This window comes from Streptomyces sp. NPDC047869 (assembly GCF_040704065.1).
Taxonomy (GTDB): Bacteria; Actinomycetota; Actinomycetes; order Streptomycetales; family Streptomycetaceae; genus Streptomyces.
This window is the reverse complement of the sequence record NZ_JBEYRK010000003.1, coordinates 151,428-174,229: the sequence shown is the minus strand read 5'-3', so window position 1 is coordinate 174,229 and position 22,802 is coordinate 151,428. Positions and strand designations below refer to the sequence as shown.

The window sequence follows — 22,802 nt, the reverse complement described above, 5'->3', positions numbered from 1 at the left end:
TTGCCAGTTTATGGCAATGACCGACCCATGCCGCCTGCCTGCACGGACATGGGTCACGGTGAAGGGGACACCGCACGATGACCGAAGTCAACAAGGCGCCGCGCCCCGGGGACGGACCTCCCCGGGCCGGCGGCTGGACGCGTTTCGTCACCGCCCGCCCGCGCCTGTCGCTGCTGGTGGCCCTGGTGCTGACCGCGCTCGCCGTGCTGGCCGGCAGTGGGGTCGCGGACCATCTGGGCAGCGGCGGCTGGGAGGATCCGGCCGCCGAGTCGACGTACGCCACCAAGGCGCTGGAGCGCGAGTTCCCCGACTCCCAGCCCAATCTGCTGCTCCTGGTGGACGCCGGCCGCGCCTCCGTCGACGACCCGGCGGTCGCCGCCGAGGCCCGCGGCCTGGCCGAGCGGCTGGCCGGGGAGCGCGGCGTGACCGGCGTCGGCTCCTACTGGCAGGCCGGCCCCTCGGCGGCGCCCGGCCTGCGTGCCAAGGACGGTCACGAGGCGCTGATCGCCGCCCGCATCACCGGCGACGAGAACGCCATGGGCCGGACGCTGGACCGCATGGCACCCCACTACCGGGGCGCGCACGGCCCGGTGCGGGTGAAGGTCGGCGGTATCGTCGCCGTCCGGCACGAGATGCAGACCATCATCAAGGAGGACCTCACCCGGGCCGAGATGATCGCCCTGCCGATCACACTGGTGCTCCTGGTGATGGTCTTCGGCAGCGCCGTCGCGGCCCTGCTGCCCCTCGGTATCGGCATCGTGGCCATCCTCGGCACCAACGCGGTGCTGCGCGGCCTGACCACCTTCACCGACGTCTCGGTCTTCGCGCTCAACCTCACCACGGCCCTCGGCCTCGGCCTGGCCATCGACTACGCACTCTTCATCGTCCGCCGCTACCGGGAGGAACTGTCCGGCGGGGCCGACCCGTTGACAGCGGTCGGCACGACCCTGCGCACGGCCGGCCGCACGGTGCTGTTCTCCGCCCTCACCGTCGCGGTGTCCCTGGCCGCCATGATGCTCTTCCCGCAGTACTTCCTGCGGTCCTTCGCCTACGCCGGTATCGCCGTGGTCCTGCTGGCCGCCGCCGCCGCCCTCATCCTGCTCCCGGCGACGCTGGTCCTGCTCGGCCACCGGGTCAACTCCCTCGACCTGCGGCGCCTGTTCCGCCGCGGCCGGGAGAGCGCCGGCTCCGGCACCGAGGCGACGGGCGGCACCGGCTGGACGCGCACCGCCGCGCTGGTGATGCGCCGCGCCCCGCTCTTCGCGATCGGCACCAGCGTCCTCCTCGTCGTCCTCGGACTGCCGTTCCTCGGCGTGAGGTTCGGCACCGCCGACGACCGCCAGCTGCCCTCGGGCGCCGAGTCGCACGTGGTGCAGCAGCACCTGCGCGACGGCTTCCCGGGCACCCCCGGCGGCGGCCTCGAGGTCCTCACCGAGGGCGGCGCCACCAAGGCCCAGTACGCCGACTGGAAACAGCGGGTGGCCGCCCTGCCCGGCGTCGCCCGGGTCGACGGCCCCCTGATCAAGGGCGACACGGGCTACTTCACCGTCCAGCCGAAGGGCGAGGCCGTCGACACCGCGGCCCAGAACCTCGTCGGCGACCTGCGCTCCCTGAAGGCCCCCTTCGACACCGAGGTGACCGGCACGGCCGCCGTCCTGGTCGACTCCAAGCACGCGATAGGCGAACGCCTGCCCTGGGCGGGAGCGTTCATCGCGGTCGTCACCCTGCTGCTGGTCTTCCTGCTCACCGGGAGCGTGCTGATACCCCTGCAGGCCGTGGTGCTCAACGCGCTCAGCCTGACCGCGATGTTCGGCGCGGTGGTCTGGGTCTTCCAAGACGGCCATCTGTCCGGCGCGCTGGGCTTCACCAGCCCCGGCTCCATCGAGACCACCCTGCCCGTCCTGATGTTCTGCGTGGCCTTCGGACTCTCCATGGACTACGGCGTGTTCCTGCTCTCCCGCATCAAGGAGGAGTACGACCGCACCGGCGACCACAACGAGGCGGTCCGCCACGGGCTGCAGCGCACCGGCGGGCTGATCACCGCGGCGGCGGTCATCCTCGCGGTGGTGATGGTCGCCATCGGCACCTCCCGGGTGACCAACACCAAGATGCTGGGCCTCGGCATCGCGCTCGCGGTCCTGATGGACGCGATGGTCGTCCGCAGCCTCCTGGTCCCGGCGATCATGCGGCTCACCGGCCGCGCCACCTGGTGGGCCCCCGCCCCGCTGCGCCGCTTCCACCGGCGGTTCGGGCTCAGCGAGGGCGAGGCGCCGGCGCCCGCGCCGGAGAAGGAGACGGCGGGGGTGTGAGCCGACAGCGGGGTGTGGAGCGGCGTCACCGCGTGCGAAGGTGGTCCGCATGAGAGCGGTGGTGTTCGAGAAGTACGGGGAGCCGGCCGAGGTGCGGGAGGTGCCGGACCCGGAGCCGGCCGAGCACGGGGTCGTGGTGCGGGTCGAGGCGACGGGACTGTGCCGCAGCGACTGGCACGGCTGGATGGGCCACGACCCGGACATCACCCTGCCACACGTCCCAGGGCACGAACTCGCCGGAGTCGTCGAGGCGGTGGGCGCCCGGGTGACCGGCTGGCGGCCGGGCGACCGGGTCACCGTGCCCTTCGTCTGCGCCTGCGGAAGCTGCCCGTCCTGCGCGGCCGGCGACCAGCAGGTGTGCGAGCGTCAGACCCAGCCCGGCTTCCACCACTGGGGATCCTTCGCCCAGTACGTGGCGCTCGACCACGCCGACGTGAACCTGGTCGCGGTGCCGGACTCGATGGCGTTCGGCACGGCCGCCGCCCTCGGCTGCCGCTTCGCCACCGCCTTCCGCGCGGTGGTGCGGCAGGGCCGGCTGGCGGCGGGGGAGTGGGTCGCGGTGCACGGCTGCGGCGGGGTCGGGCTGTCGGCGGTGATGATCGCGGCCGCCGCGGGGGCCCGGGTGGTCGCCGTGGACGTCTCGCCCCGGGCGCTCGAACTGGCCCGGACGTTCGGCGCGGCCGCGACGGTGGACGCCGCCGCCGTACCGGACACGGCGGCGGCCGTGCGGGAGCTGACCGGCGGGGGCGCCCATCTCTCCCTGGACGCCCTCGGCTCGCCCGCCACCTGCGCCGCTTCCGTCGGCTCCCTGCGCCGCCGCGGCCGGCATGTCCAGGTGGGCCTGCTGCCCTCGGCCGACGGCACCACACCGGTCCCGCTGGCCCGCGCCATCGCCCTGGAACTGGAGATCCTCGGCAGCCACGGCATGGCCGCCCACGCCTATCCCGGGATGCTGGACCTGGTCGGCAGCGGAGCGCTGCGCCCGGACCTGCTGGTGACGCGGACGATCCCGCTGGACGAGGCCCCGGCCGCCCTCGCCGCCATGGGAGCGGCGCCGGGGTCGGGCGTGACCGTCATCGAGCCGTGGCGCTGAGCGCGGCCCACTCACGGTCCAGGATCGCCATGATCACCTCGTCGGCCCACTCGCCGTCGCGTATCTGCACCTCCCGCCGGACCCCCTCGACCACGAAGCCGGCCTTCTCGTAGACGCGCAGGGCCCGCTGGTTGTGGGCCCAGGCGGCCAGCTCGATGCGATGAAGGCCGAGCGATTCGAAGCCGTGGGCGACGATCAGCCGGGTCGCCTCGGTGCCGATGCCACGGCCCCGGCCGCGGGGGCCGATGAGGGTGCGGAAGGTGCAGCTTCGGGCGACGGCGTCGTACTCGTACAGCACGACCTCGCCCAGCACCTCACCGGTCTGCGGATCGGTGACGGCCAGGTCGACGCGGTCGGGGGCGGTGGCCCGGGAGCCGTACCAGGTGCGCAGCCGCTCCGGCGTCAGGTCGGTGGACGGCTCGAAGGTGAAGCGGACGACCTCGGGGTCGGCGACGATCTCCCCCATGACATCGGCGTCGGCCTCGGTGAACGGCCGCAGAACGGTCCTGCGGCCGGTCAGAACGGGTTTGACGGAGAAACTCATGGGGCGACTGTGCCGCACACGGCAGGTGGGGCACAGGTGGTTTTCGGCGCTCAGTCCGCTCTTCGGCCCCGGTTGCCCGGCCGGGAGGCGACCCAGGCGCGGACGGTGTCGGCGTACCAGTAGGGCTTGCCGGCCTCCACCTGGTCCGGCGGCGGCAGCAGACCGTGCTTGCGGTAGGACCGCACGGTGTCCGGCTGCACCCTGATGTGAGCCGCGATCTCCTTGTAGGACCAGAGCCTTCGGTCGGTCATGCGTCGTACCTCCCCGCGCGCGCCGCGGCGCGGCCGGGGGACGGCCGTCGGGGGAGCCGGGCGGTGCGCTGGTGATCACCAAGCCTGTGCCCGGTGAACGACACCGAGGGGCGACGGGCAAGCGGCTGTCGGCCGGGTGTGACGGAGAACCCGCGTAGGTGCGACATCTGTGACAGGAAAGGGGAGTTTGTGACACGGCCGCAGCAAAGTGGCGCGCGATGCGTCCGGTTCGGGCGACGAGGGGCGCGAGGAGGGAGGTAGGAGCGGGGCGGCGTCGGCGTTCAGGCTCCGCAGGACCTCAGGAACGCCCGGGTGCGCCGGGCGATCGGCAGCGGCTGGTCCGGGTCGCACGGGTACATGTCCTGCTCGACGATCGCGAACAGATCGGCGTCCAGCCGCCCGGCGGCCTCCAATACCGGCCCCAGTGCGGGCACCCCGGACGGCGGTTCGCACATCACGCCCTGGGCGACCGCCGGCCCGAACGGCGTGCCCTTGGCCCGCACGTCGGCGAGGATCTCCGGGTCCACCTGCTTGAGATGCAGATAGCCGATCCGCTCGCCGTAGGTCTCGATCAGCTTGACGCTGTCGCCGCCGCAGTACGCGTAGTGCCCGGTGTCCAGGCACAGCGACACCAGATCGGGGTCGGTGCCGTCGAGGAACCGGGTGACGTTCTCCTCGGTGTCGATGTGCGTGTCGGCGTGCGGGTGGACCACGACCGTGAGGCCGTACCGCTCCCGTACCTCGCGCCCCAGCCGTTCGGTCAGCGCGGTCAGGTCGCGCCACTGCCCGGCGGTCAGCGTGTCGGGCTCCAGCGTCTCGCCCGTCCGGTCGTCCCGCCAGAAGGACGGGATGACGACCAGGTGGCGGGCGCCCATGGCCCGGGTCAGGGCGGCGATGCCGCAGACGTGTTCCCAGGTCCGCTCCCAGACGGCGGCGCCGTGGTGCAGGCCGGTGAAGACCGTGCCGGCCGACACCTTCAGGCCGCGGCGGCCGGTCTCCTCGGCGAGCACCGCGGGGTCGGTCGGCAGATAGCCGTAGGGGCCCAGCTCGATCCACTCGTAGCCCGAGCCGGCGACCTCGTCGAGGAACCGCTGCCAGGGCACCTGCCGCGGGTCGTCCGGGAACCACACACCCCAGGAGTCGGGCGCCGAACCGATCCGGATGCGGGAAAGTGAGGAGGGTGACAAGGACGTCATGGCCGCCAGCCTGCGGGCGCCCGGAAAGCGGTGTCAAGCTGTCGTCCGAATGTCCGGACAAAAGATTGACAGGGTTCGTCCGGCAGGACTAGAAAGCCCGGGAGGAGATACGCGGGGTGAACCGGACAGCACGGAAGGGATGCCGATGGCGTACGACCTGATCACCATGGGGCGGATCGGAGTGGATCTCTACCCGCTGCGGACCGGCGTCCCCCTCGCCCAGGTGTCGGCCTTCGGCAAGTTCCTCGGCGGATCGGCGACCAACGTCGCGGTCGCCGCCGCCCGGCTCGGCCGCAGCACGGCCGTGATCACCCGTACCGGCGACGATCCGTTCGGCACCTATCTGCACGAGGCCCTGCGCGGTTTCGGCGTCGACGACCGCTGGGTCACCCCGGTCCCCGGACTGCCCACGCCGGTCACCTTCTGCGAGGTCTTCCCGCCGGACGACTTCCCCCTCTACTTCTACCGCCACCCCAAGGCGCCCGACCTGGAGATCGACCCCGGCGACCTGGACCTGGACGCCATCGCCGCCGCCCGGATCTTCTGGGTCACCGGCACCGGCCTGAGCGAGGAGCCGAGCCGTACGGCGACCCTCACGGCCCTCGCCCACCGGGCCCGGTCCGGTACGACGGTCTTCGACCTCGACTGGCGCCCCGTTCTCTGGAACGGCACGGCCCGGACCGACCCCGACGAGGTCCGCCCCCACTACGCCGAGGCGCTGCGGCACACCACGGTCGCCGTCGGCAACCTGGACGAGGTGGAGATCGCGACGGGCGTCCGCGAACCCCATGCGGCGGCCCGCGCCCTGCTGGCCGCCGGGGCCGAGATCGCCGTGGTCAAACAGGGACCCAAGGGCGTCCTCGCCGTCGACCGGACCGGCGAGTGCGCAGAGGTCCCGCCCCTGCCGGTCACCGTCCTCAACGGACTCGGCGCCGGCGACGCCTTCGGCGGCGCCCTCTGCCACGGCCTGCTGGCGGGCTGGGACCTGGAGACGACCATGCGGTACGCCAACGCGGCCGGCGCCATCGTCGCCTCCCGCCTGGAGTGCTCCTCCGCGATGCCGACCCCCGCCGAGGTGGCCGCCGCACTCGAAGCCGGAGCGGTGCTGTGAGGGCCGGCCGCGTGGCGGGGACGCACTCCGAGGGCGGGTCGGGGACCCGGCTGCCGCCCGTCGACGTCTCCGAACTGGTCCGCGTCCGCACCCACCACCCCGAGGCCGTCGCCGAGGCCGCCGCCCGCCGCGCCCGGCGCCCGCTGCTGACCACGAGCGGCCGCCTGATGATCGTCGCCGCTGACCACCCGGCCCGGGGCGCGCTCGGTGCCGGCGGCCGCGCTCTCGCCATGGCCAACCGCGCCGATCTGCTGCGGCGGCTGTGCCTCGCACTGTCCAGGCCCGGCGTCGACGGCGTCCTCGCGACCGCCGACATCCTGGACGACCTGCTGCTCCTCGGCGCCCTCGACCACAAGGTCGTCCTCGGCTCCATGAACCGCGGCGGCCTGCAGGGCGCCAGTTTCGAACTGGACGACCGCTTCACCGGTCACCGCCCCGAGGACATCCAGCGGCTCGGCTTCGACGCCGGCAAGCTGCTGCTGCGCATCGACTACGCCGACCCCGGCTCTCTGACCACCCTGGAGTCCGCCGCCCGCGTCATCGACGACATGGCCGCCCGCCGGCTGCCGGTCTTCGTGGAGCCGTTCATCACCAGCCGCACCCCCGAGGGGCGGCTGGTCAACGACCTGTCCGCCGACGCCGTCACCAGATCCATCGCCATCGCCTCCGGCCTCGGCGGCTCCTCGGCCTACACCTGGCTCAAGGTGCCCGTCACCGAGAACCCCGACGACATGGCCCGGGTCATGGAGACCTCGACCCTGCCGGCCGTACTCCTCGGCGGTGACGTCGGCGACTCTCCCGGGGAGCAGACCGCCGCCTTCGAGAAGTGGCGCGGCGCACTGCAACTGCCCACCGTGCGCGGCCTGGTGGTGGGCCGTTCGCTGCTGTACCCGGCGGACGGCGATGTGGCCGCCGCCGTGGACACCGCCGCCGGACTGCTGTGAGGGGCCGCATGACCAGTACCGATCTGCACCTGCCCCGGGGAACCACCGCGAACGGCGGGTACACCCTCGACATCGGCCCCGAGCGCGCCGGATGGGAGTACAGCGGCCTGCGTGTCGTGGAGTTGACACCCGGCGGCAGCCATACGTTCACCACCGGGGGCAGTGAATGGATCGTGCTTCCGTTGCAAGGCGGATGTACCGTGCGAATCGAGGAAAACGAGTTCCAACTCCTGGGGCGCAAGAGCGTGTTCACCGAGGTCTCCGACTTCGTGTACGCGCCCCGCGACGCCCGGGTCCAGATCGCCTCCGGCGCGGGAGGCCGCTTCGCCCTGGCAGGAGCGAAGTGCGAGCGACGACTCCCCGCCCGCTACGGCCCCGCGCCGGAGGTCCCCGTCGAACACCGCGGCAGCGGCACCTGCGCCCGCCGGGTACGCAACTTCGCGGCGGCCGACACCTTCGACTGCGACCGGCTGATCGCCGTGGAGGTCGTCACCCCCGGCGGCAACTGGTCCTCCTACCCGTCGCACAAGCACGACGAGCAGCTGCCGGGTGAGGAGTCCCGGCTGGAGGAGATCTACTACTTCGAGATCGACGGCCCGAACGGTTTCGGCTACCAGCGCGTATTCCCCTCGCGGGAGGGCGGCTCCGACGTCCTCGCCGAGGTCCGCTCCGGCGACGCCGTCCTCGTCCCCGACGGATGGCACGGCCCGTCGATCGCCCAGCCCGGCCACGACATGTACTACCTCAACGTCATGGCGGGACCCGGCGAGAAGCGGGAGTGGCGGATCCGCTTCCACCCCGGCCAAGCAGAGAACACAGGGGGCTACCGATGACGATCAGGCTGACCGTCGCCCAGGCGCTCGTCCGCTTCCTCGCCGCCCAGCACACCGAACGCGACGGCGAGCGGCGGCGGCTGATCGGCGCCACCTGGGGCATCTTCGGGCACGGCAACGTCGCCGGGCTCGGCCAGGCACTGGTCGAGTACGCCGAGGTCATGCCGTACCACCAGGGCCGCAACGAGCAGGCCATGGTGCACGCGGCGGTCGGCTACGCCCGCCAGTCCAACCGCCTGTCCACCCACGCCGTCACGACCTCCATCGGCCCCGGCGCCACCAACCTGGTCACCGGCGCCGCCCTCGCCACCGTCAACCACCTCCCGGTCCTGCTCCTCCCCGGCGACGTCTTCGCCGCCCGCCCCGCCGACCCGGTCCTGCAGCAGCTAGAGGTGCCCTACGCGGGCGACGTCTCGGTCAACGACACCCTGCGCCCGGTGTCCCGGTACTTCGACCGGATCACCCGGCCCGAGCAGCTGATCCCGGGCGCGCTGCAGGCCATGCGGGTCCTCACCGACCCGGTGGAGACCGGCGCGGTCACCCTCGCCCTGCCGCAGGACGTACAGGCCGAGGCGTACGACTGGCCCGAGGAGTTCTTCGCCCGGCGCGTGTGGGTGGTACGGCGCCCCGGCGCGGACCCGACCGAGCTGGCCGAGGCGGTCCAGGCCGTCCGCCGGGCCCGCCGGCCGCTCGTCGTCGCGGGCGGCGGCGTCCACCACAGCCGCGCCGAGGAGGCCCTCGCGGAGTTCGCCGCGGCCACCCGCATACCGGTCGCCTCCACCCAGGCCGGCAAGGGCTCCCTGCGCCACGACCACCCGCAGGACGTCGGCGGCGTCGGCCACACCGGCACCGCCACCGCCGACGAACTGGCCCGCACCGCGGACCTCGTCATCGGTGTCGGCACCCGCTACACCGACTTCACCACCGCCTCCGGCACCCTCTTCGAGAACCCGGACGTCCGCTTCCTCAACCTCAACATCGCGCCCTTCGACGGCCACAAGCTCGCCGGGCTCCCGCTGGTCGCGGACGCCCGCAGCGGCCTGGGCGAACTCACCGAGGCGCTGGTGATGCACGGCCACCGGGCCGCCGGCTCCTACGTCACCGAGTACACCGAGGACAAGGAGCGCTGGGAGCAGCGCGTGGATGCCTGCTTCGAGGCCGACGAGCCCGACGTACGGCCCACCCAGCCGCAGGTCATCGGCGCCCTCGACGCCCTGGCCGACGAGTCCGACATCATCGTGAACGCGGCCGGCTCGCTCCCCGGCGACCTGCACAAGCTGTGGCGGACCAGGTCCCGGGACCAGTACCACCTGGAGTACGGCTACTCCTGCATGGGCTACGAGATCCCGGCCGCGATCGGCGTCAAGCTCGCCGCGCCCGGGCGAAACGTGTGGGCGCTGGTCGGCGACGGCACGTATCTGATGATGCCGACGGAGATCGTGACCGCCGTCCAGGAGGGCGTCGCGATCAAGGTCCTGCTGGTGCAGAACCACGGGTACGCGTCGATCGGCGGCCTGTCGGAGTCGGTGGGCGGCGAGCGGTTCGGCACCGCCTACCGTCACCGCGCGGCCGACGGCACCTTCACCGGTGCCCCGCTGCCGGTGGACCTCGCCGCCAACGCGGCCAGCCTCGGCATGCGGGTGCTGCGCGCGCGGACGGTCCGGGACCTGCGGGCGGCGCTCGCCGAGGCACGCGCGGCCGACACTCCCACATGTGTCTACGTGGAGACCGAAACGTCCGACACTGTGTCGGGCGCGCCTCCGGCGCAGGCCTGGTGGGATGTTCCTGTGGCCGAGACCGCGACCCGATCGTCCGCGGTCAAGGCGCGTGAGCTGTACGAACGGCACGTCTCGACCCGACGCCGCCATCTGTAGAAGGAGTCTTAGGGCATGACGAAGATCGTCAACCACTGGATCGGCGGCAAGACCGCCGAAGGCGCGTCGGGTACGTACGGGCCGGTCACGGACCCGGCGACCGGCGCGGTCACCACGAAGGTCGCGTTCGCGTCGGTCGAGGAGGTGGACGCGGCGGTCGCCGCCGCCAAGGACGCCTACCTGACCTGGAGCCAGTCCTCGCTGGCCCAGCGGACCAACATCCTCTTCAGGTTCCGGGCGCTGCTCGACGCGCACCGGGACGAGATCGCCGAGCTGATCACCGCCGAGCACGGCAAGGTGCACTCGGACGCCCTCGGCGAGGTGGCGCGCGGCCTGGAGATCGTCGAGCTGGCCTGCGGCATCAACGTGCAGCTCAAGGGCGAGCTGTCGACGCAGGTGGCGAGCCGGGTGGACGTGTCGTCGATCCGGCAGCCGCTGGGTGTCGTCGCGGGCATCACCCCGTTCAACTTCCCGGCGATGGTCCCGATGTGGATGTTCCCGATCGCCATCGCCTGCGGCAACACGTTCGTGCTGAAGCCGAGCGAGAAGGACCCGTCGGCGGCCGTCCGGCTGGCCGAGCTGCTCGCCGAGGCCGGACTGCCCGACGGTGTCTTCAACGTCGTGCACGGTGACAAGGTGGCCGTGGACCGGCTGCTGGAGCACCCGGACGTCAAGGCCGTCTCCTTCGTCGGCTCGACCCCGATCGCCCGCTACATCCACACCACCGCCTCCGCGGCCGGCAAGCGGGTGCAGGCCCTCGGCGGCGCCAAGAATCACATGCTGGTGCTGCCGGACGCCGACCTGGACGCGGCCGCCGACGCGGCGGTCTCGGCGGCCTACGGCTCGGCCGGCGAGCGCTGCATGGCGATCTCCGCGGTCGTGGCCGTCGGCGCGATCGGCGACGAGCTGGTGGAGAAGATCCGCGAGCGGGCCGAGAAGATCAAGATCGGTCCCGGCAACGACCCGGCGTCCGAGATGGGCCCGCTGATCACCGCCGTCCACCGCGACAAGGTCGCCTCCTACGTCAAGGGCGCCGCGGACGAGGGCTGCGAAGTGGTGCTGGACGGCACCGGCCACACCGTGGAGGGCTTCGAGGACGGCCACTGGATCGGCCTCTCGCTGCTCGACAGGGTTCCGGTCACCGCCCGTGCCTACCAGGACGAGATCTTCGGCCCCGTCCTGTGCGTGCTGCGCGCCGAGACGTACGAGGAGGGCGTGGCCCTCATCAACGCCTCGCCGTTCGGCAACGGCACCGCGATCTTCACCCGGGACGGCGGCGCGGCCCGCCGCTTCCAGCTCGAGGTCGAGGCCGGCATGGTCGGCGTCAACGTCCCGATCCCGGTCCCGGTCGGCTACCACTCCTTCGGCGGCTGGAAGGACTCGCTCTTCGGCGACCACCACATCTACGGCAACGACGGCACGCACTTCTACACCCGCGGCAAGGTCGTCACCACCCGCTGGCCGGACCCGGCGGACGCCCCCGCGGGCGTCGACCTGGGCTTCCCGCGCAACCACTGAGAACGCCCCGTCGGGCCGTCCGGATACCGGACGGCCCGACATTTTTTTGCCCTGGCACCTGCGGTTCCCGTTTTCGCGGATGAAACGGGCAAGCCATGAGGGATCTGTCTTTTGCCTTCGAAAGCAAGGTCATGAATCCCTTCGGCTTACTGAATGAACTGCTGCGTGATCAGTGCCTACGAAAGCGATGTGAACTGCGTCGCTTTACGAGTGCGGAATCCGAAGGTGAACCCCCATTGACGCGGCGGTTTTCGAAGGGGTTCTCTAAGCAGCGCCGGGAGCGGACGAGAGAGACGTACGACGATCCGCCGGAGGCGATAGCGCTCCCGACCCCCACCCTCAGTCGCACGAGTCGATCGGAACCCCGCCGCATGACCGACACGCTCCGCCCTGTCGACACAGCCGTCACAGACGCTTCCGGCATCCCTGACGGCCCCCAGAAGCTCAAGCGTTCCATCGGCGTCGTCGGCGGCACCCTGCTGACGCTCTCGTGCGTCACGCCCGCGTCCACGCTCTTCGTGGTCATCCCGGACCTGTTCGGCTCCCTCGGCACCGCCACCGCCCTGACGATCGCCATCGGCTCCCTCCTCTGTATCGCCGTGGCGTTCTGCTACTCCGAGCTGGGCACCCTCATCCCCAGCGCGGGCGGCGAGTACGCCATGGTGTCGACGATGGCCGGGCGGCTCGCGGGCTGGCTGGTCTTCGTGCTGTCCCTCCTGGTGGTGATGATCGTCCCGCCCGTGATCGCGATGGGCACGGCCGACTACCTGGCCCCGATCGTCCACCTGGACCCGGCCATGACCGGCGCCGGCGTGATGCTGCTCGCCACCCTCGCCGGACTGCTCGACCTGCGGGCCAACGCCTGGATCACCGGCATCTTCCTGGTCCTCGAGGTCATCGCGGCCGGCGTGGTCGCCCTGCTGGGCTTCTCGCACAGCCACCGCGGCGTCGGCAGCCTGGTCTCCATGCAGGTGGCCGGCCCGAGCGGCCACACCGACCCGGTGACGGCCATGCTCGTCATATCCGGGCTCGCCATCGCCCTCTTCGCCACCCAGGGCTTCTCGACCGCCGTCTACCTCTCCGAGGAACTGGAGCACCCGCGCCGCAACGTCGCCCGCACGGTGCTGGCCACCCTCGCCATCTCCTCGGTCGTCATCATCGTGCCGGTCGCCGCGATCACCATGGGCGCCTCCGACATCGAGGAACTCACCAGCGGCGACATCAGCTCCATGGTCACCGCCTGGTCCAACTCCGCGGTCGGCACCTTCGTGAGCCTCTGCGTGGCCCTCGCGATCATCAACGCGGGCATCGTCATGGTCATCCAGAACTCCCGCGTCCTGTTCGCCTCCGCCCGCGACAAGGCCTGGCCCGAGCCGGTCAACAACGTCTTCTCCAAGCTCGGCCGCTTCGGCTCGCCCTGGGTCGCCACCCTGGCGGTCGGCGTCCCCGGCGCGCTGCTCTGCTTCGTCAACCTGGACACCCTGTACGGCGTCACCGGTGTCTCCGTGACCGGCATGTACATCCTCGTCGCGGTCGCCGCCCTGCTGTGCCGCCGCGGCTCCCACAAGCACACCTCCGCCTGGCGGATGCCGCTGTGGCCCGCGATGCCGATCCTGCTGATCGTGGTCCTCGCCTACATCCTCACCCAGCAGGAGGCGAGCTACCTGCTGTGGACCGGCGGCATCACCGCGGTCGCCACCCTCTACTGGGCCTTCTACCTGCGCCCGCGCCGCGACACCCGCTGGCTGGTGTCGATCCCGGAGGACGAGCAGGCCTGAGGACCCGGCCGAAGTCCCTGGCCACCACCGCGCACGACCCCTCGCCCTCGCCCTCGCCGCCCGCACTCCGACGGGCGGCGAGGGCGACGTCGTTCCCGCGGCCCGCGTCGGCCACCTTCCCGGTGGCGCCGGCCCGGTCCGGTACCACGCCTGGAGTACGGGTGAGCGTGTCCGTACGCCGCAAGGAGGGTGGGCGTTCAGCCCCTGGGCCGCATGCGCTGTCGGTGGCGGCCCGTACCGTTGATGCATGGATCTTCGAGCGCCCGGACCCCGGGGACTGCTGAAGGGGCCGCGCCGGCTGCTGGCCGCCGCGGCCGCCGTCGTGGTGCTCGCCGGGGCCGGGACGTGGTCGGCCGTCGCGTCCGACGACGGGCCCGGGGTGCGCCGGACCGACCGGGTCATGACCATGGCCGACGGCACCCGCCTGGACACCTCGTACTTCACCGGCGCCTCCGCCGGCCGCCGCCCCGCCGTCCTGATCGGCCACGGCTTCGGCGGCAGCAAGAACGACGTGCGGCAGGAGGCCGAAGATCTCACCCGCGCCGGATACACGGTGCTGACCTGGTCGGCCCGCGGCTTCGGCCGCTCCACCGGGAAGATCGGTCTGAACGACCCGGAGCACGAGGTCGCCGACGTCTCCGGGCTCATCGACTGGCTGGCCGAGCAGCCCCAGGTCCGCCTCGACGGCGAGGGCGACCCGCGGGTGGGCGTGACCGGCGGCTCCTACGGCGGCGCGATCTCCCTGCTCGCCGCCGGACACGACCGCCGCGTCGACGCCATCGCCCCGGCCGTCACCTACTGGAACCTGGCCGACGCCCTCTTCCCGAACGGCGTCTTCAAGAAGCTCTGGGCCGGCGTCTTCTTCAACACCGGCGGCGGCTGCGCCAGGTTCGAGCCCGCCCTGTGCCGGATGTACGACCGGGTCGCCGAGTCCGGCACCCCGGACGACGCCGCCCGCGAGCTGCTCCGGGAACGCTCGCCGGTCGCGGTCGCCGACCGCGTCAAGGTGCCCACGCTGCTGCTGCAGGGCCAGACCGACTCCCTGTTCACCCTCGCCCAGTCCGACGCCGCCGAGAAGGCGATCCGCGCGAACGGCGCCCCCGTTGACGTCGACTGGATCGCGGGCGGACACGACGGCGGCGACATGGAGGACGGCCGGGTGCGGGAGCGGGTGACCGCCTGGTTCGACCACTACCTCAAGGGCGAGAAGTCCGCCGGCACCGGCCCCGCCTTCCGCGTCACCCGCACCGGCGGCGTCGACTCCACCGACGGCGCCGCCCGGCTGCGCGGCGCGAGCGCCGGCGCCTACCCGGGCCTGCGCGACCACCCGCGCGCCATCGCCCTGACCGGCCGCGAACAGCACGTGACCAACCCGGCCGGCGCCAGCCCGCCCGGCGTCTCCGCGCTGCCCGGCCTAGGCGGCTCCGGCGGACTCTCCCAGCTCTCCGCGCTCGGCGTCGGAGTCTCCCTCGACTTCCCCGGGCAGTACGCCCGGTTCGACTCGGCCCCCCTCACCCGCGACCTGCGGATCACCGGCACGCCGACCGCCACCGTCCACGTCACCTCCACCACCGGCGACGCCGTCCTGTTCGGCAAGGTGTACGACGTGGGCCCCGACGGCACCCGGCAGGTGCTGCCCTCCCAGCTCGTCACACCCCTGCGGGTCACCGGCGCCAAGGCCGGCAAGGACGTCAAGGTCACCCTCCCGGCGATCGACCACGAGGTGCGCAAGGGCCACCGGCTCCGCCTGGTCCTCGCCTCCACCGACCTCGGCTACGCCTCACCGGCCGCCCCGGCCACGTACACCGTGTCCCTCAGGTCGGACCTGAGCGTGCCGACCGCGCCCGCCGTCGCCACCGCGGCGGCCCCGCTGCCCGCCTGGGTGTGGTGGCTGCCCCTGGCCGGGGCCGTGGGCGCGCTTGCCCTGCTGGTCACCGGCCGCCGGCCCACGGCCGCCCCCGCGCCCGATCCGGCGCTCGCCGACGTCCCGCTGCAGATAACGGACCTGAGCAAGCGATACGCCAGGTCCGCCGACCGGTACGCGGTGCGTGAGCTGTCCTTCCGCGTGGAGAAGGGCCAGGTCCTCGGCCTGCTCGGGCCCAACGGCGCGGGCAAGACCACCACCCTGCGCATGCTGATGGGCCTCATCGGGCCCGACGGCGGGGAGATCCGCGTCTTCGGCCACGCCGTCCGGCCCGGCGCCCCCGTGCTGTCGAGAGTCGGCGCCTTCGTGGAGGGCGCGGGCTTCCTGCCCCATCTGTCCGGCCGGGAGAACCTGGAGCTCTACTGGCGGGCCACCGGCCGGCCGCCCGAGGACGCCCATCTCGACCAGGCCCTGGAGATCGCCGGCCTCGGTGACGCGCTCGCCCGCGCCGTGCGCACCTACTCCCAGGGCATGCGCCAGCGCCTGGCCATCGCCCAGGCCATGCTCGGCCTGCCCGAGCTGCTCATCCTGGACGAACCCACCAACGGCCTCGACCCGCCCCAGATCCGCGAGATGCGCGAGGTGATGATCCGCTACGCGGCCGCCGGCCGCACCGTCATCGTCTCCAGCCATCTCCTCGCCGAGGTCGAGCAGTCCTGCACCCACCTGGTGGTGATGGACCGCGGCCGGCTCGTCCAGGCGGGACCGGTGCGGGACATAGTCGGCTCCGGCGACACGCTGCTGGTCGGCACCGGCACGCCCGTGGAGGAGCCGGTGGTGGAGAAGGTCACCGCCCTGCCCGGTGTCGCCTCCGCCGTCCGCACCGAGGACGGGCTGCTCATCCGTCTCGAACCCGGCGGCACCGCCGAGGAGCTGGTCGTGGAACTGGTGCGCCTCGAGGTGCCCATCGCCTCGGTCGGCCCCCACCGGCGCCTGGAAGACGCCTTCCTCACCCTGATCGGAGGTGCCCCGTGAGCACGCTCACCGAGCCCGTCGAGGTGGCCCCCGGATACCGCGCGGGCCGTACGCTGCCGCTGCGCGTGGAGCTGGTCCGCCAGCTCAAGCGGCGCCGCACGCTGATCATGGGCGGCGTCCTCGCGGTCCTGCCGTTCGTGCTGCTCGTCGCGTTCGCGATCGGCGGCGAGCCCTCGGGCCGCGACGGCCGGGTCACGCTGATGGACACGGCCACCGCGTCCGGCGCCAACTTCGCCGCGGTCAACCTGTTCGTCTCGGCGGGCTTCCTGCTGGTTATCCCGGTCGCCCTGTTCTGCGGGGACACGGTCGCCTCCGAGGCGGGCTGGTCCTCCCTGCGCTATCTGCTCGCCGCTCCCGTGCCGAGAACCCGGCTGCTGCTGTCCAAGCTCGCCGTGGGGCTCGGGCTGAGCCTCGCCGCGATGGTGCTGCTGCCGGTCGTGGCCCTCGCGGTCGGCACGGCCGCCTACGGCTGGGGGCCGCTGCAGATCCCCACCGGCGGCGCGCTGGACCCGGGCACGGCGGCGCAGCGGCTCGTGGTGGTCGTGGGTTACGTCTTCGTGTCGCAGCTGGTCACGGCCGGTCTGGCGTTCTGGCTGTCGACGAGGACGGACGCCCCGCTCGGCGCGGTCGGCGGCGCGGTCGGCCTGACGATCGTCGGCAACGTCCTGGACGCCGTGACCGCCCTCGGCCACTGGCGCGACTTCCTGCCGGCGCACTGGCAGTTCGCCTGGGCCGACGCCGTGCAGCCGGACCCGGAGTGGTCCGGCATGGTCCAGGGCGCGGCGGTCTCCGTGACGTACGCCGTGGTGCTGTTCGCCCTGGCCTTCCGGGGCTTCGCACGCAAGGACATCGTCTCCTGACCACGGCCCGGACCAGCCGCCGCACACCCCATTGACGTTTCCTTACTTGTGAGTAAGTTGACCCGGCAGTAAGAACCTTCGCCACAGCCGCGACCGGGAGCCGTCATGGGCGTACGCAGGGATCTGAAACGAGCACGGCGGCGCGCCGACCTGGCGGCGCGCGGGTCGGTGGAGATCGTCAGGGATCCCGGGGGCACCGTGCGCGAGGTGCGGGCAGCCCCCCTGGCGGCACCGCTCACCGGCGGCTCCATGGCCGACCTCCCGTACTCCCACGCGGCCGGGACCCCGGACGCGGTTCTCCTGCGCCGCCGCGCCGGGGGGACCTGGCGCCCGGTGACCGCGGCCGCCTTCGCCGCCGAGGTCACCGCCGTCGCCAAGGGGCTGATCGCCGCCGGTCTGGAACCGGGCGGCCGGGTCGCGGTGATGTCCCGCACCCGCTACGAGTGGACGGTCCTGGACTTCGCGATCTGGGCGGCCGGCGGCCAGTCCGTCCCCGTCTACCCGACCTCCTCCGCCGCGCAGGTCAAGTGGATCGTCCGGGACTCCGGCGCCCGGTACGTGGTCACCGAGACCGCCGAGAACACCGCCACGGTTCTCGCCGGCACCGCGAGCCACGCCCACCGGCCACGCGTGTGGCAGCTGACCCAGCCGGCGGACGCCGGTACGACCACCGCGTCCGCCGTACCGGACGACGCCCTCGCCGAACTCACCGCCCTCGGCCGTGACCTCGGCGACGACGAGGTCACCAAGCGGCGCGCGGCCCTCACCCCCGACACCATCGCGACCCTCTGCTATACCTCGGGCACCACCGGCCGCCCCAAGGGCTGCGTGCTCACCCACGCCAACCTGCACGCCGAGGCCGCCAACACCGTCGAACTGCTGCACCCGGTCTTCCAGGCGGTCACCGGACAGACCGCCTCCACCCTGCTCTTCCTGCCGCTCGCCCACATCCTCGGCCGTACCCTGCAGCTCGCCTGCCTGATGGCCCGTATCGAGACCGGCCACTTCCCGAGCGTCAAGCCCGACGAGCTGCGGCCCGCGCTCAAGGAGTTCCGGCCCACCTTCCTGGTCGGGGTGCCGTACCTCTTCGAGAAGATCCATGACACCGGGCGCGCCACCGCCGAGAAGATCGGCCGCGGTGCCTCCTTCGACCGCGCCGAACGGGTCGCCGTGCGCTTCGCCGAGGCGTACCTGCGGAAGTTCCTCGGCACCGGCAAGGGCCCGGGCCCCGGCCTGTACGCCGCGTGGGCCCTGTACGACCTGCTGGTCTACCGGCGCATCCGCGAGGAACTCGGCGGCCGCATGCGCTACGCCATCAGTGGCGGCTCCCCGCTGGACCGCGACCTCAACCTCTTCTTCAACGCGGCCGGGATCGTCATCTACGAGGGCTACGGCCTGACCGAGACCACCGCGGCCGCCACCATCGTGCCCCCGCTCGCCCCCCGCCCCGGCACGGTCGGCCTGCCCATCCCGGGCGTGGCCGTGCGCATCGCCGACGACGGCGAGGTGCTGGTCAGGGGCGGAGTGGTCTGCGGTGCGTACTGGAACAACCCGGCGGCCACGGACGCCGTCCTGTCCGGCGAGTGGTTCGCCACCGGCGACCTCGGCCGGCTCGACGAGGACGGCTACCTCACCATCACCGGCCGCAAGAAGGACATCCTGGTCACCTCCGGCGGCAAGAACGTCTCCCCGGCGATCCTGGAGGACCGGCTGCGGAGCCGCTCACCGGTCGGCCAGTGCCTGGTCGTCGGCGACAACCGGCCCTTCGTCGCCGCGCTGATCACCCTCGATCCGGAGGCGGTGGCGCACTGGCTGACGGTGCGAAAGCTCCCGGCGGAGACCCCGCTCGCCGAGCTCGTCCGTGACGAACGGCTGCGCCGCGAGGTACAGAAGGCGGTGGACCATGCCAACGAGGCCGTGTCCCGCGCCGAGTCGATCCGCGCCTTCGCCCTGATCGAGGGAGAGTTCACCGAGGAGAACGGGCTGCTGACCCCGTCGCTGAAAGTGAAGCGGCACGCGGTGACCGCCGCCTACGCCGAACACATCGAGGCGCTGTACCGCGGATGAGCACGCGAAACGGCGGCCGGCGAGCGGGACTTCCCGGTGCCCGCCGCCGCGGAGTGTGCGCTCAGCCGTTCCCGGTGCCGTTGCCGAACGCCTGCGAGGCACCGTTGCCGCTGAACGGCGTGGTGTCGGAGGACACCCCGTCCACCGGAGCCCTGGCCGACCCACCACCGGTCACCGGGTCGCTCCCCTTCACTCCTATGGCCCAGGTGGCCACGGGGACGTCAGGACCTCGACGCAGGCCAAGGGCGACGAGCGGCCTCGCACCTCCTGGACGGCACCCCCGTCCTGGCGGGCAACGGCCCCGGTGACGACTGAGCCGTCCCGACCCCCGGCACCGCCCGGAGGGCGGTTTCTCATGCTTTCGCGCACGTGAAAATGCGCCGGTGTCCGCCAAGGTGTCAATTCTGTGGGGGCGTTCGAGTGAATTGACGGGTGGTATGCGTTCCGCAGTTTCTTCCGCTGTCTATTCCTCGTTTTACAACTGCCGGTCATGGTGCGAGCCGTTGAAGCTGTGCTCGCTCGACCGAAGCCGCTCGCTGGGTTTCGGCCGTCAAAAGGGCATGACCGCAGAGAAGGGAAAGTCTCATGAACAAGAGCGCTGTTGTGCTCGTCGGCGCGATCCTGGCTCTCGGTGGGGCGGCCCCCGCGTTCGCGGACTCCGGCGCGGAAGGCGTCGCCGCCAACTCGCCGGGCGTCGTCTCGGGCAACGCCATCGAGGTGCCGGTCCACGTTCCGGTCAACGCCTGCGGCGACTCCGTGGACGTCATCGGGGCGCTGAACCCGGCGCTCGGCGCCAGGTGCGACAACGACTGAGTGCAGTATCCCGACGTCTCAGCCCACCGGCTGTGTCGTGGCCGGCCCCGGACCTCTTTCTCGTTCCGGGGCCGGCCTTCCCATTTCTACGAGCAGGAAGACAACGACATTGCGACAGACCCTCAGCAAGGGCATCCTCGTGGCCGCCGCTGCGACGGGCATGCTGTCCTTGTACGGCGGCCTGGCCCTCGCCGACTCGGGCGCGCACGGCGCCGCCCGGCAATCGTCCGGGGTGGTGTCCGGCAACACCGTCCAGGCCCCGGCGGACGCCCCGGCCGACGTCTGCGGCAACTCCGCGAACGGTACCGCCGCGCTGGACCCCGCTTCCGGCGGCTCCTGCGCCGGCGGTCATGAGTCCGGCCCGGACACCGACAAGGGCAAGGGCGTCACGAACGCGGACCCGCAGGACGAGTCCGACTACAGCGACGACGTGACCCCGACGGCCGAACCGAGTAAGGGAAACGATTCGGCTCAGTCCTCGTACGGCGAGGAGGACAAGGCCGAGGGCCCCTCGAAGGAGGAAGAGGAGCACTCGACCGAACCCTCGTACGGGCGCGAGGAACCCAGCCAGGCGCCCTCGTACGGCGATGGGGAGCACTCCTCCCAGTCCTCCTACGGGGAGGAGAAGCCCACCAGCGCGCCCTCGTACGGCGATGAGGAGCACTCCTCCCAGTCCTCGTACGGGAAGGACGACGAGCCCTCGGCCCCGCCCTCCTACGGTGACGACGAGCACTCTCAGAAGCCCTCGTACGGGCACGACGAGCCTTCGCCGAAGCCCACGTACGGCGACGACGAGCACACCCAGAAGCCTTCGTACGGGGACGACGAGCCCTCTCCCAAGCCTTCGTACGGGGACGACGAGCCCACTCCGAAGCCCTCGTACGGGACCGATGAGCCTTCGCAGAAGCCTTCGTACGGGGACGACGAGCCGTCTCCCAAGCCTTCGTACGGCCACGACGAGCCCTCCCACAAGCCTTCGTACGGCCACGACGAGCCCTCCCACAAGCCTTCGTACGGCCACGACGACCACTCGAACCCGCCCTCGTACGGCCACGACGACCACTCGGGTCCGCCCTCGTACGGCGATGACCACACCCGCCCGTCCTACGGTGGCGGGGAGCATCACCGCCCCCACCATCACCACGGGGGCAGACCCCACCTCCCGCACACCGGTGGCAACGCCGAAGCCATGATCGCGGCCTCCGCGGCGAGCGCCGCGCTGATCGTGGCCGGAACCACTCTCTACCGCCGGGGCCGCCGCACCGCGTCCCGTCGCTGACGTGCCGGGTGCCGGAGCCCAGTGCCCCGGCACCCCGCTTGTTCGGCCGTACGGGGGGCACGGCCACCTGTAAGCCGTAACCGCGCTGGCGGAGCCCCCGTTCGTATGACTGGGTGTCAGTAACAGCAACCGCCGGGCGAGCAGGCGGGCGTGCGGGAGAGGGAGGATCCCGGCATGGCTCCACAGCGGCGAAGGCCCCGGTACCGGCTGACGCTCATCGCGGCCGGGATCACCGTCGCGGCGATCCTGGCGGCGGGGCCGGTTCCCGGCCCGCTGACCTCCACACCGGCGCCACCCGCGCCCACGGCGTCCCCGTCCGCGGCCTCCGCACCCGCGGCCACCGCACCGGCGACACCACCGGGCTCGGCCTCGCTCGAGGCCACGAAGGCGGCCGCCGGAATCGCTCCCTTCGGCGCCTTCCTCGGCTCGGGGCCGCTCGGGGTGACCCGCATGTCGGAGCTGCGGCGCTGGCTCGGGGGCACCGAGCCGAAGGTCGCGCACACCTATCTGCCCGGCGGCAGATGGATCGACATCGAGGGCCCGCCCGGCTTCCTGGACGCCTGGGCGCGGTGGCGGCGCGCGCAGGCGGACCGCACGCTCGTGCTCAACGTGCCGATGCAGGAGCGCAACGAGGAGAACGTCTCCGACGACCAAGTGCGCGAGCTGCTCCGGCAGGGGGCGGCCGGGGAGTTCGACCAGCACTTCCGGACACTGGCCGAGCGGCTGGTGGAGTCGAAGGTCCCCGACACCGTGCTCGTCCTCGGCTGGGAGATGAACGGCGTCACCTACACCCACCGCTGCGGGCCGGACCCGGCGGCCTGGAAGACGTACTGGAAGCGGATCGTCACGACCATGCGGTCGGTGCCGGGCCAGCGGTTCCGGTTCGACTTCACCCCGAGCCGCGGCCGGGACGCCGTCCCCTGGACCGAGTGCTACCCCGGGGACGACACCGTCGACATCATCGGCATGGACGCCTACGACCAGCCGGCCGGACTGACGTTCGGTGAGCAGGTGAAGGAGCCCTACGGGCTGCGGCAGCACGTCGACTTCGCCGAGGCGCACCACAAGCCCATCTCCTATCCGGAGTGGGGACTCTTCCGCAACGGCGACAACACCGACTACATGCGCGGAATGCTGGCCTGGATCGAGGAACACAAGCCGCTGTACAACACCCTCACGGACTACTGCCCGCACGGCGTGTGGCAGTGCGCGCAGAACCCCCGTTCGTCCCAGGTCTACCGGTCCTTCCTGTACGGCCGTGGCGCGCAGCCCGCGGCTCCGGCACCGACGGTGTCCACGTCGGCCCCGGGGCCCACGAAGTCCACCGCGCCCACGCCGGAGCCGGCCGGCGACTGCCCGGCCCCGGACCCGGCCGACTGGGTGAAGTACTGGCTCGGCCGGAAATTCTGCCTCGACTGGTGAGCCCGCGACGG

The 22,802-nt window shown here is 72.2% G+C and carries 18 protein-coding genes; 14 read left to right on the top strand and 4 right to left on the bottom strand.

Annotation, left to right across the window (positions count from 1 at the left end; translation table 11 throughout):
* The first annotated feature begins 77 nt into the window (after positions 1-77).
* Together AB0924_RS05525 and AB0924_RS05520 are read left to right on the top strand one after the other, a co-directional pair.
* Positions 78-2,309, top strand: a complete 2,232-nt coding sequence (locus tag AB0924_RS05525) for an MMPL family transporter (protein ID WP_366910716.1) — start codon at positions 78-80, stop codon at positions 2,307-2,309.
* A 49-nt stretch (positions 2,310-2,358) separates the two neighbouring features.
* Positions 2,359-3,402 carry a zinc-dependent alcohol dehydrogenase family protein gene (locus AB0924_RS05520; RefSeq protein WP_366910715.1) on the top strand — a complete coding sequence of 348 codons (1,044 nt, stop codon included), beginning with the start codon at positions 2,359-2,361 and terminating at the stop codon, positions 3,400-3,402.
* Here the strand turns inward: AB0924_RS05520 and AB0924_RS05515 are convergent.
* From AB0924_RS05515 to AB0924_RS05505, 3 genes are all read right to left on the bottom strand, one after another.
* The gene (locus tag AB0924_RS05515) at positions 3,383-3,946 is read right to left on the bottom strand and encodes a GNAT family protein (RefSeq protein WP_358931595.1); all 564 of its coding nucleotides are present in this window, start codon (positions 3,944-3,946) and stop codon (positions 3,383-3,385) included. The two genes, AB0924_RS05520 and AB0924_RS05515, sit on opposite strands and share 20 nt — an antisense overlap.
* A gap of 50 nt (positions 3,947-3,996) precedes the next feature.
* Positions 3,997-4,197: a MerR family transcriptional regulator gene (locus tag AB0924_RS05510; protein ID WP_199210618.1), complete on the bottom strand. Its 201-nt coding sequence runs from the start codon at positions 4,195-4,197 to the stop codon at positions 3,997-3,999.
* A gap of 281 nt (positions 4,198-4,478) precedes the next feature.
* Positions 4,479-5,393: a sugar phosphate isomerase/epimerase gene (locus AB0924_RS05505; protein ID WP_366910714.1), complete on the bottom strand. Its 915-nt coding sequence runs from the start codon at positions 5,391-5,393 to the stop codon at positions 4,479-4,481.
* Positions 5,394-5,538: 145 nt separating this feature from the next.
* Here AB0924_RS05505 and iolC point away from each other — a divergent pair, with 145 nt between their 5' ends.
* From iolC to AB0924_RS05460, 9 genes are all read left to right on the top strand, one after another.
* Complete coding sequence (iolC, locus tag AB0924_RS05500; protein WP_358931590.1) at positions 5,539-6,504, top strand: 5-dehydro-2-deoxygluconokinase; 966 nt, start codon at positions 5,539-5,541, stop codon at positions 6,502-6,504.
* Between the two features lie 11 nt (positions 6,505-6,515).
* Positions 6,516-7,448 carry a deoxyribose-phosphate aldolase gene (locus AB0924_RS05495; RefSeq protein WP_366910713.1) on the top strand — a complete coding sequence of 311 codons (933 nt, stop codon included), beginning with the start codon at positions 6,516-6,518 and terminating at the stop codon, positions 7,446-7,448.
* 8 nt (positions 7,449-7,456) lie between these two features.
* Positions 7,457-8,281 carry a 5-deoxy-glucuronate isomerase gene (iolB, locus tag AB0924_RS05490; RefSeq protein WP_358931586.1) on the top strand — a complete coding sequence of 275 codons (825 nt, stop codon included), beginning with the start codon at positions 7,457-7,459 and terminating at the stop codon, positions 8,279-8,281.
* The gene (gene iolD / locus AB0924_RS05485; RefSeq protein ID WP_358931584.1) at positions 8,278-10,155 is read left to right on the top strand and encodes a 3D-(3,5/4)-trihydroxycyclohexane-1,2-dione acylhydrolase (decyclizing); all 1,878 of its coding nucleotides are present in this window, start codon (positions 8,278-8,280) and stop codon (positions 10,153-10,155) included. Before iolB ends, iolD begins: the two co-directional genes overlap by 4 nt.
* A 15-nt stretch (positions 10,156-10,170) precedes the next feature.
* Positions 10,171-11,673 (top strand): CoA-acylating methylmalonate-semialdehyde dehydrogenase, encoded by a 1,503-nt coding sequence (mmsA, locus tag AB0924_RS05480; protein WP_358931582.1) that lies wholly within the window; start codon positions 10,171-10,173, stop codon positions 11,671-11,673.
* A gap of 371 nt (positions 11,674-12,044) precedes the next feature.
* Positions 12,045-13,451 carry an APC family permease gene (locus AB0924_RS05475; RefSeq protein ID WP_358931580.1) on the top strand — a complete coding sequence of 469 codons (1,407 nt, stop codon included), beginning with the start codon at positions 12,045-12,047 and terminating at the stop codon, positions 13,449-13,451.
* A gap of 247 nt (positions 13,452-13,698) precedes the next feature.
* Positions 13,699-16,350: a CocE/NonD family hydrolase gene (locus AB0924_RS05470; RefSeq protein ID WP_366910712.1), complete on the top strand. Its 2,652-nt coding sequence runs from the start codon at positions 13,699-13,701 to the stop codon at positions 16,348-16,350.
* On the top strand, positions 16,347-17,210 hold the full coding sequence (locus tag AB0924_RS05465; protein ID WP_358931576.1) for an ABC transporter permease: 864 nt from the start codon (positions 16,347-16,349) through the stop codon (positions 17,208-17,210). The genes AB0924_RS05470 and AB0924_RS05465 overlap by 4 nt, the downstream gene beginning before the upstream one ends.
* 105 nt (positions 17,211-17,315) lie before the next feature.
* The gene (locus AB0924_RS05460; protein WP_366910711.1) at positions 17,316-19,277 is read left to right on the top strand and encodes an AMP-dependent synthetase/ligase; all 1,962 of its coding nucleotides are present in this window, start codon (positions 17,316-17,318) and stop codon (positions 19,275-19,277) included.
* 61 nt (positions 19,278-19,338) lie between these two features.
* Here AB0924_RS05460 and AB0924_RS05455 read toward each other — a convergent pair whose 3' ends face one another.
* Positions 19,339-19,491, bottom strand: a complete 153-nt coding sequence (locus AB0924_RS05455) for a hypothetical protein (RefSeq protein WP_366910710.1) — start codon at positions 19,489-19,491, stop codon at positions 19,339-19,341.
* A gap of 371 nt (positions 19,492-19,862) precedes the next feature.
* Between AB0924_RS05455 and AB0924_RS05450 the strand changes: the two genes are divergently transcribed.
* The 3 genes from AB0924_RS05450 to AB0924_RS05440 all read left to right on the top strand — a co-directional run bounded on the left by AB0924_RS05450 (position 19,863) and on the right by AB0924_RS05440 (position 22,791).
* Entirely contained in the window at positions 19,863-20,090 is a 228-nt protein-coding gene (locus AB0924_RS05450; RefSeq protein WP_358931572.1) for a chaplin, read from the top strand.
* 109 nt (positions 20,091-20,199) lie between these two features.
* Positions 20,200-21,369, top strand: a complete 1,170-nt coding sequence (locus tag AB0924_RS05445) for a chaplin family protein (protein ID WP_366910709.1) — start codon at positions 20,200-20,202, stop codon at positions 21,367-21,369.
* 174 nt (positions 21,370-21,543) lie between these two features.
* The gene (locus AB0924_RS05440; protein ID WP_366910708.1) at positions 21,544-22,791 is read left to right on the top strand and encodes a glycosyl hydrolase; all 1,248 of its coding nucleotides are present in this window, start codon (positions 21,544-21,546) and stop codon (positions 22,789-22,791) included.
* The last annotated feature ends 11 nt before the right edge of the window (positions 22,792-22,802 follow it).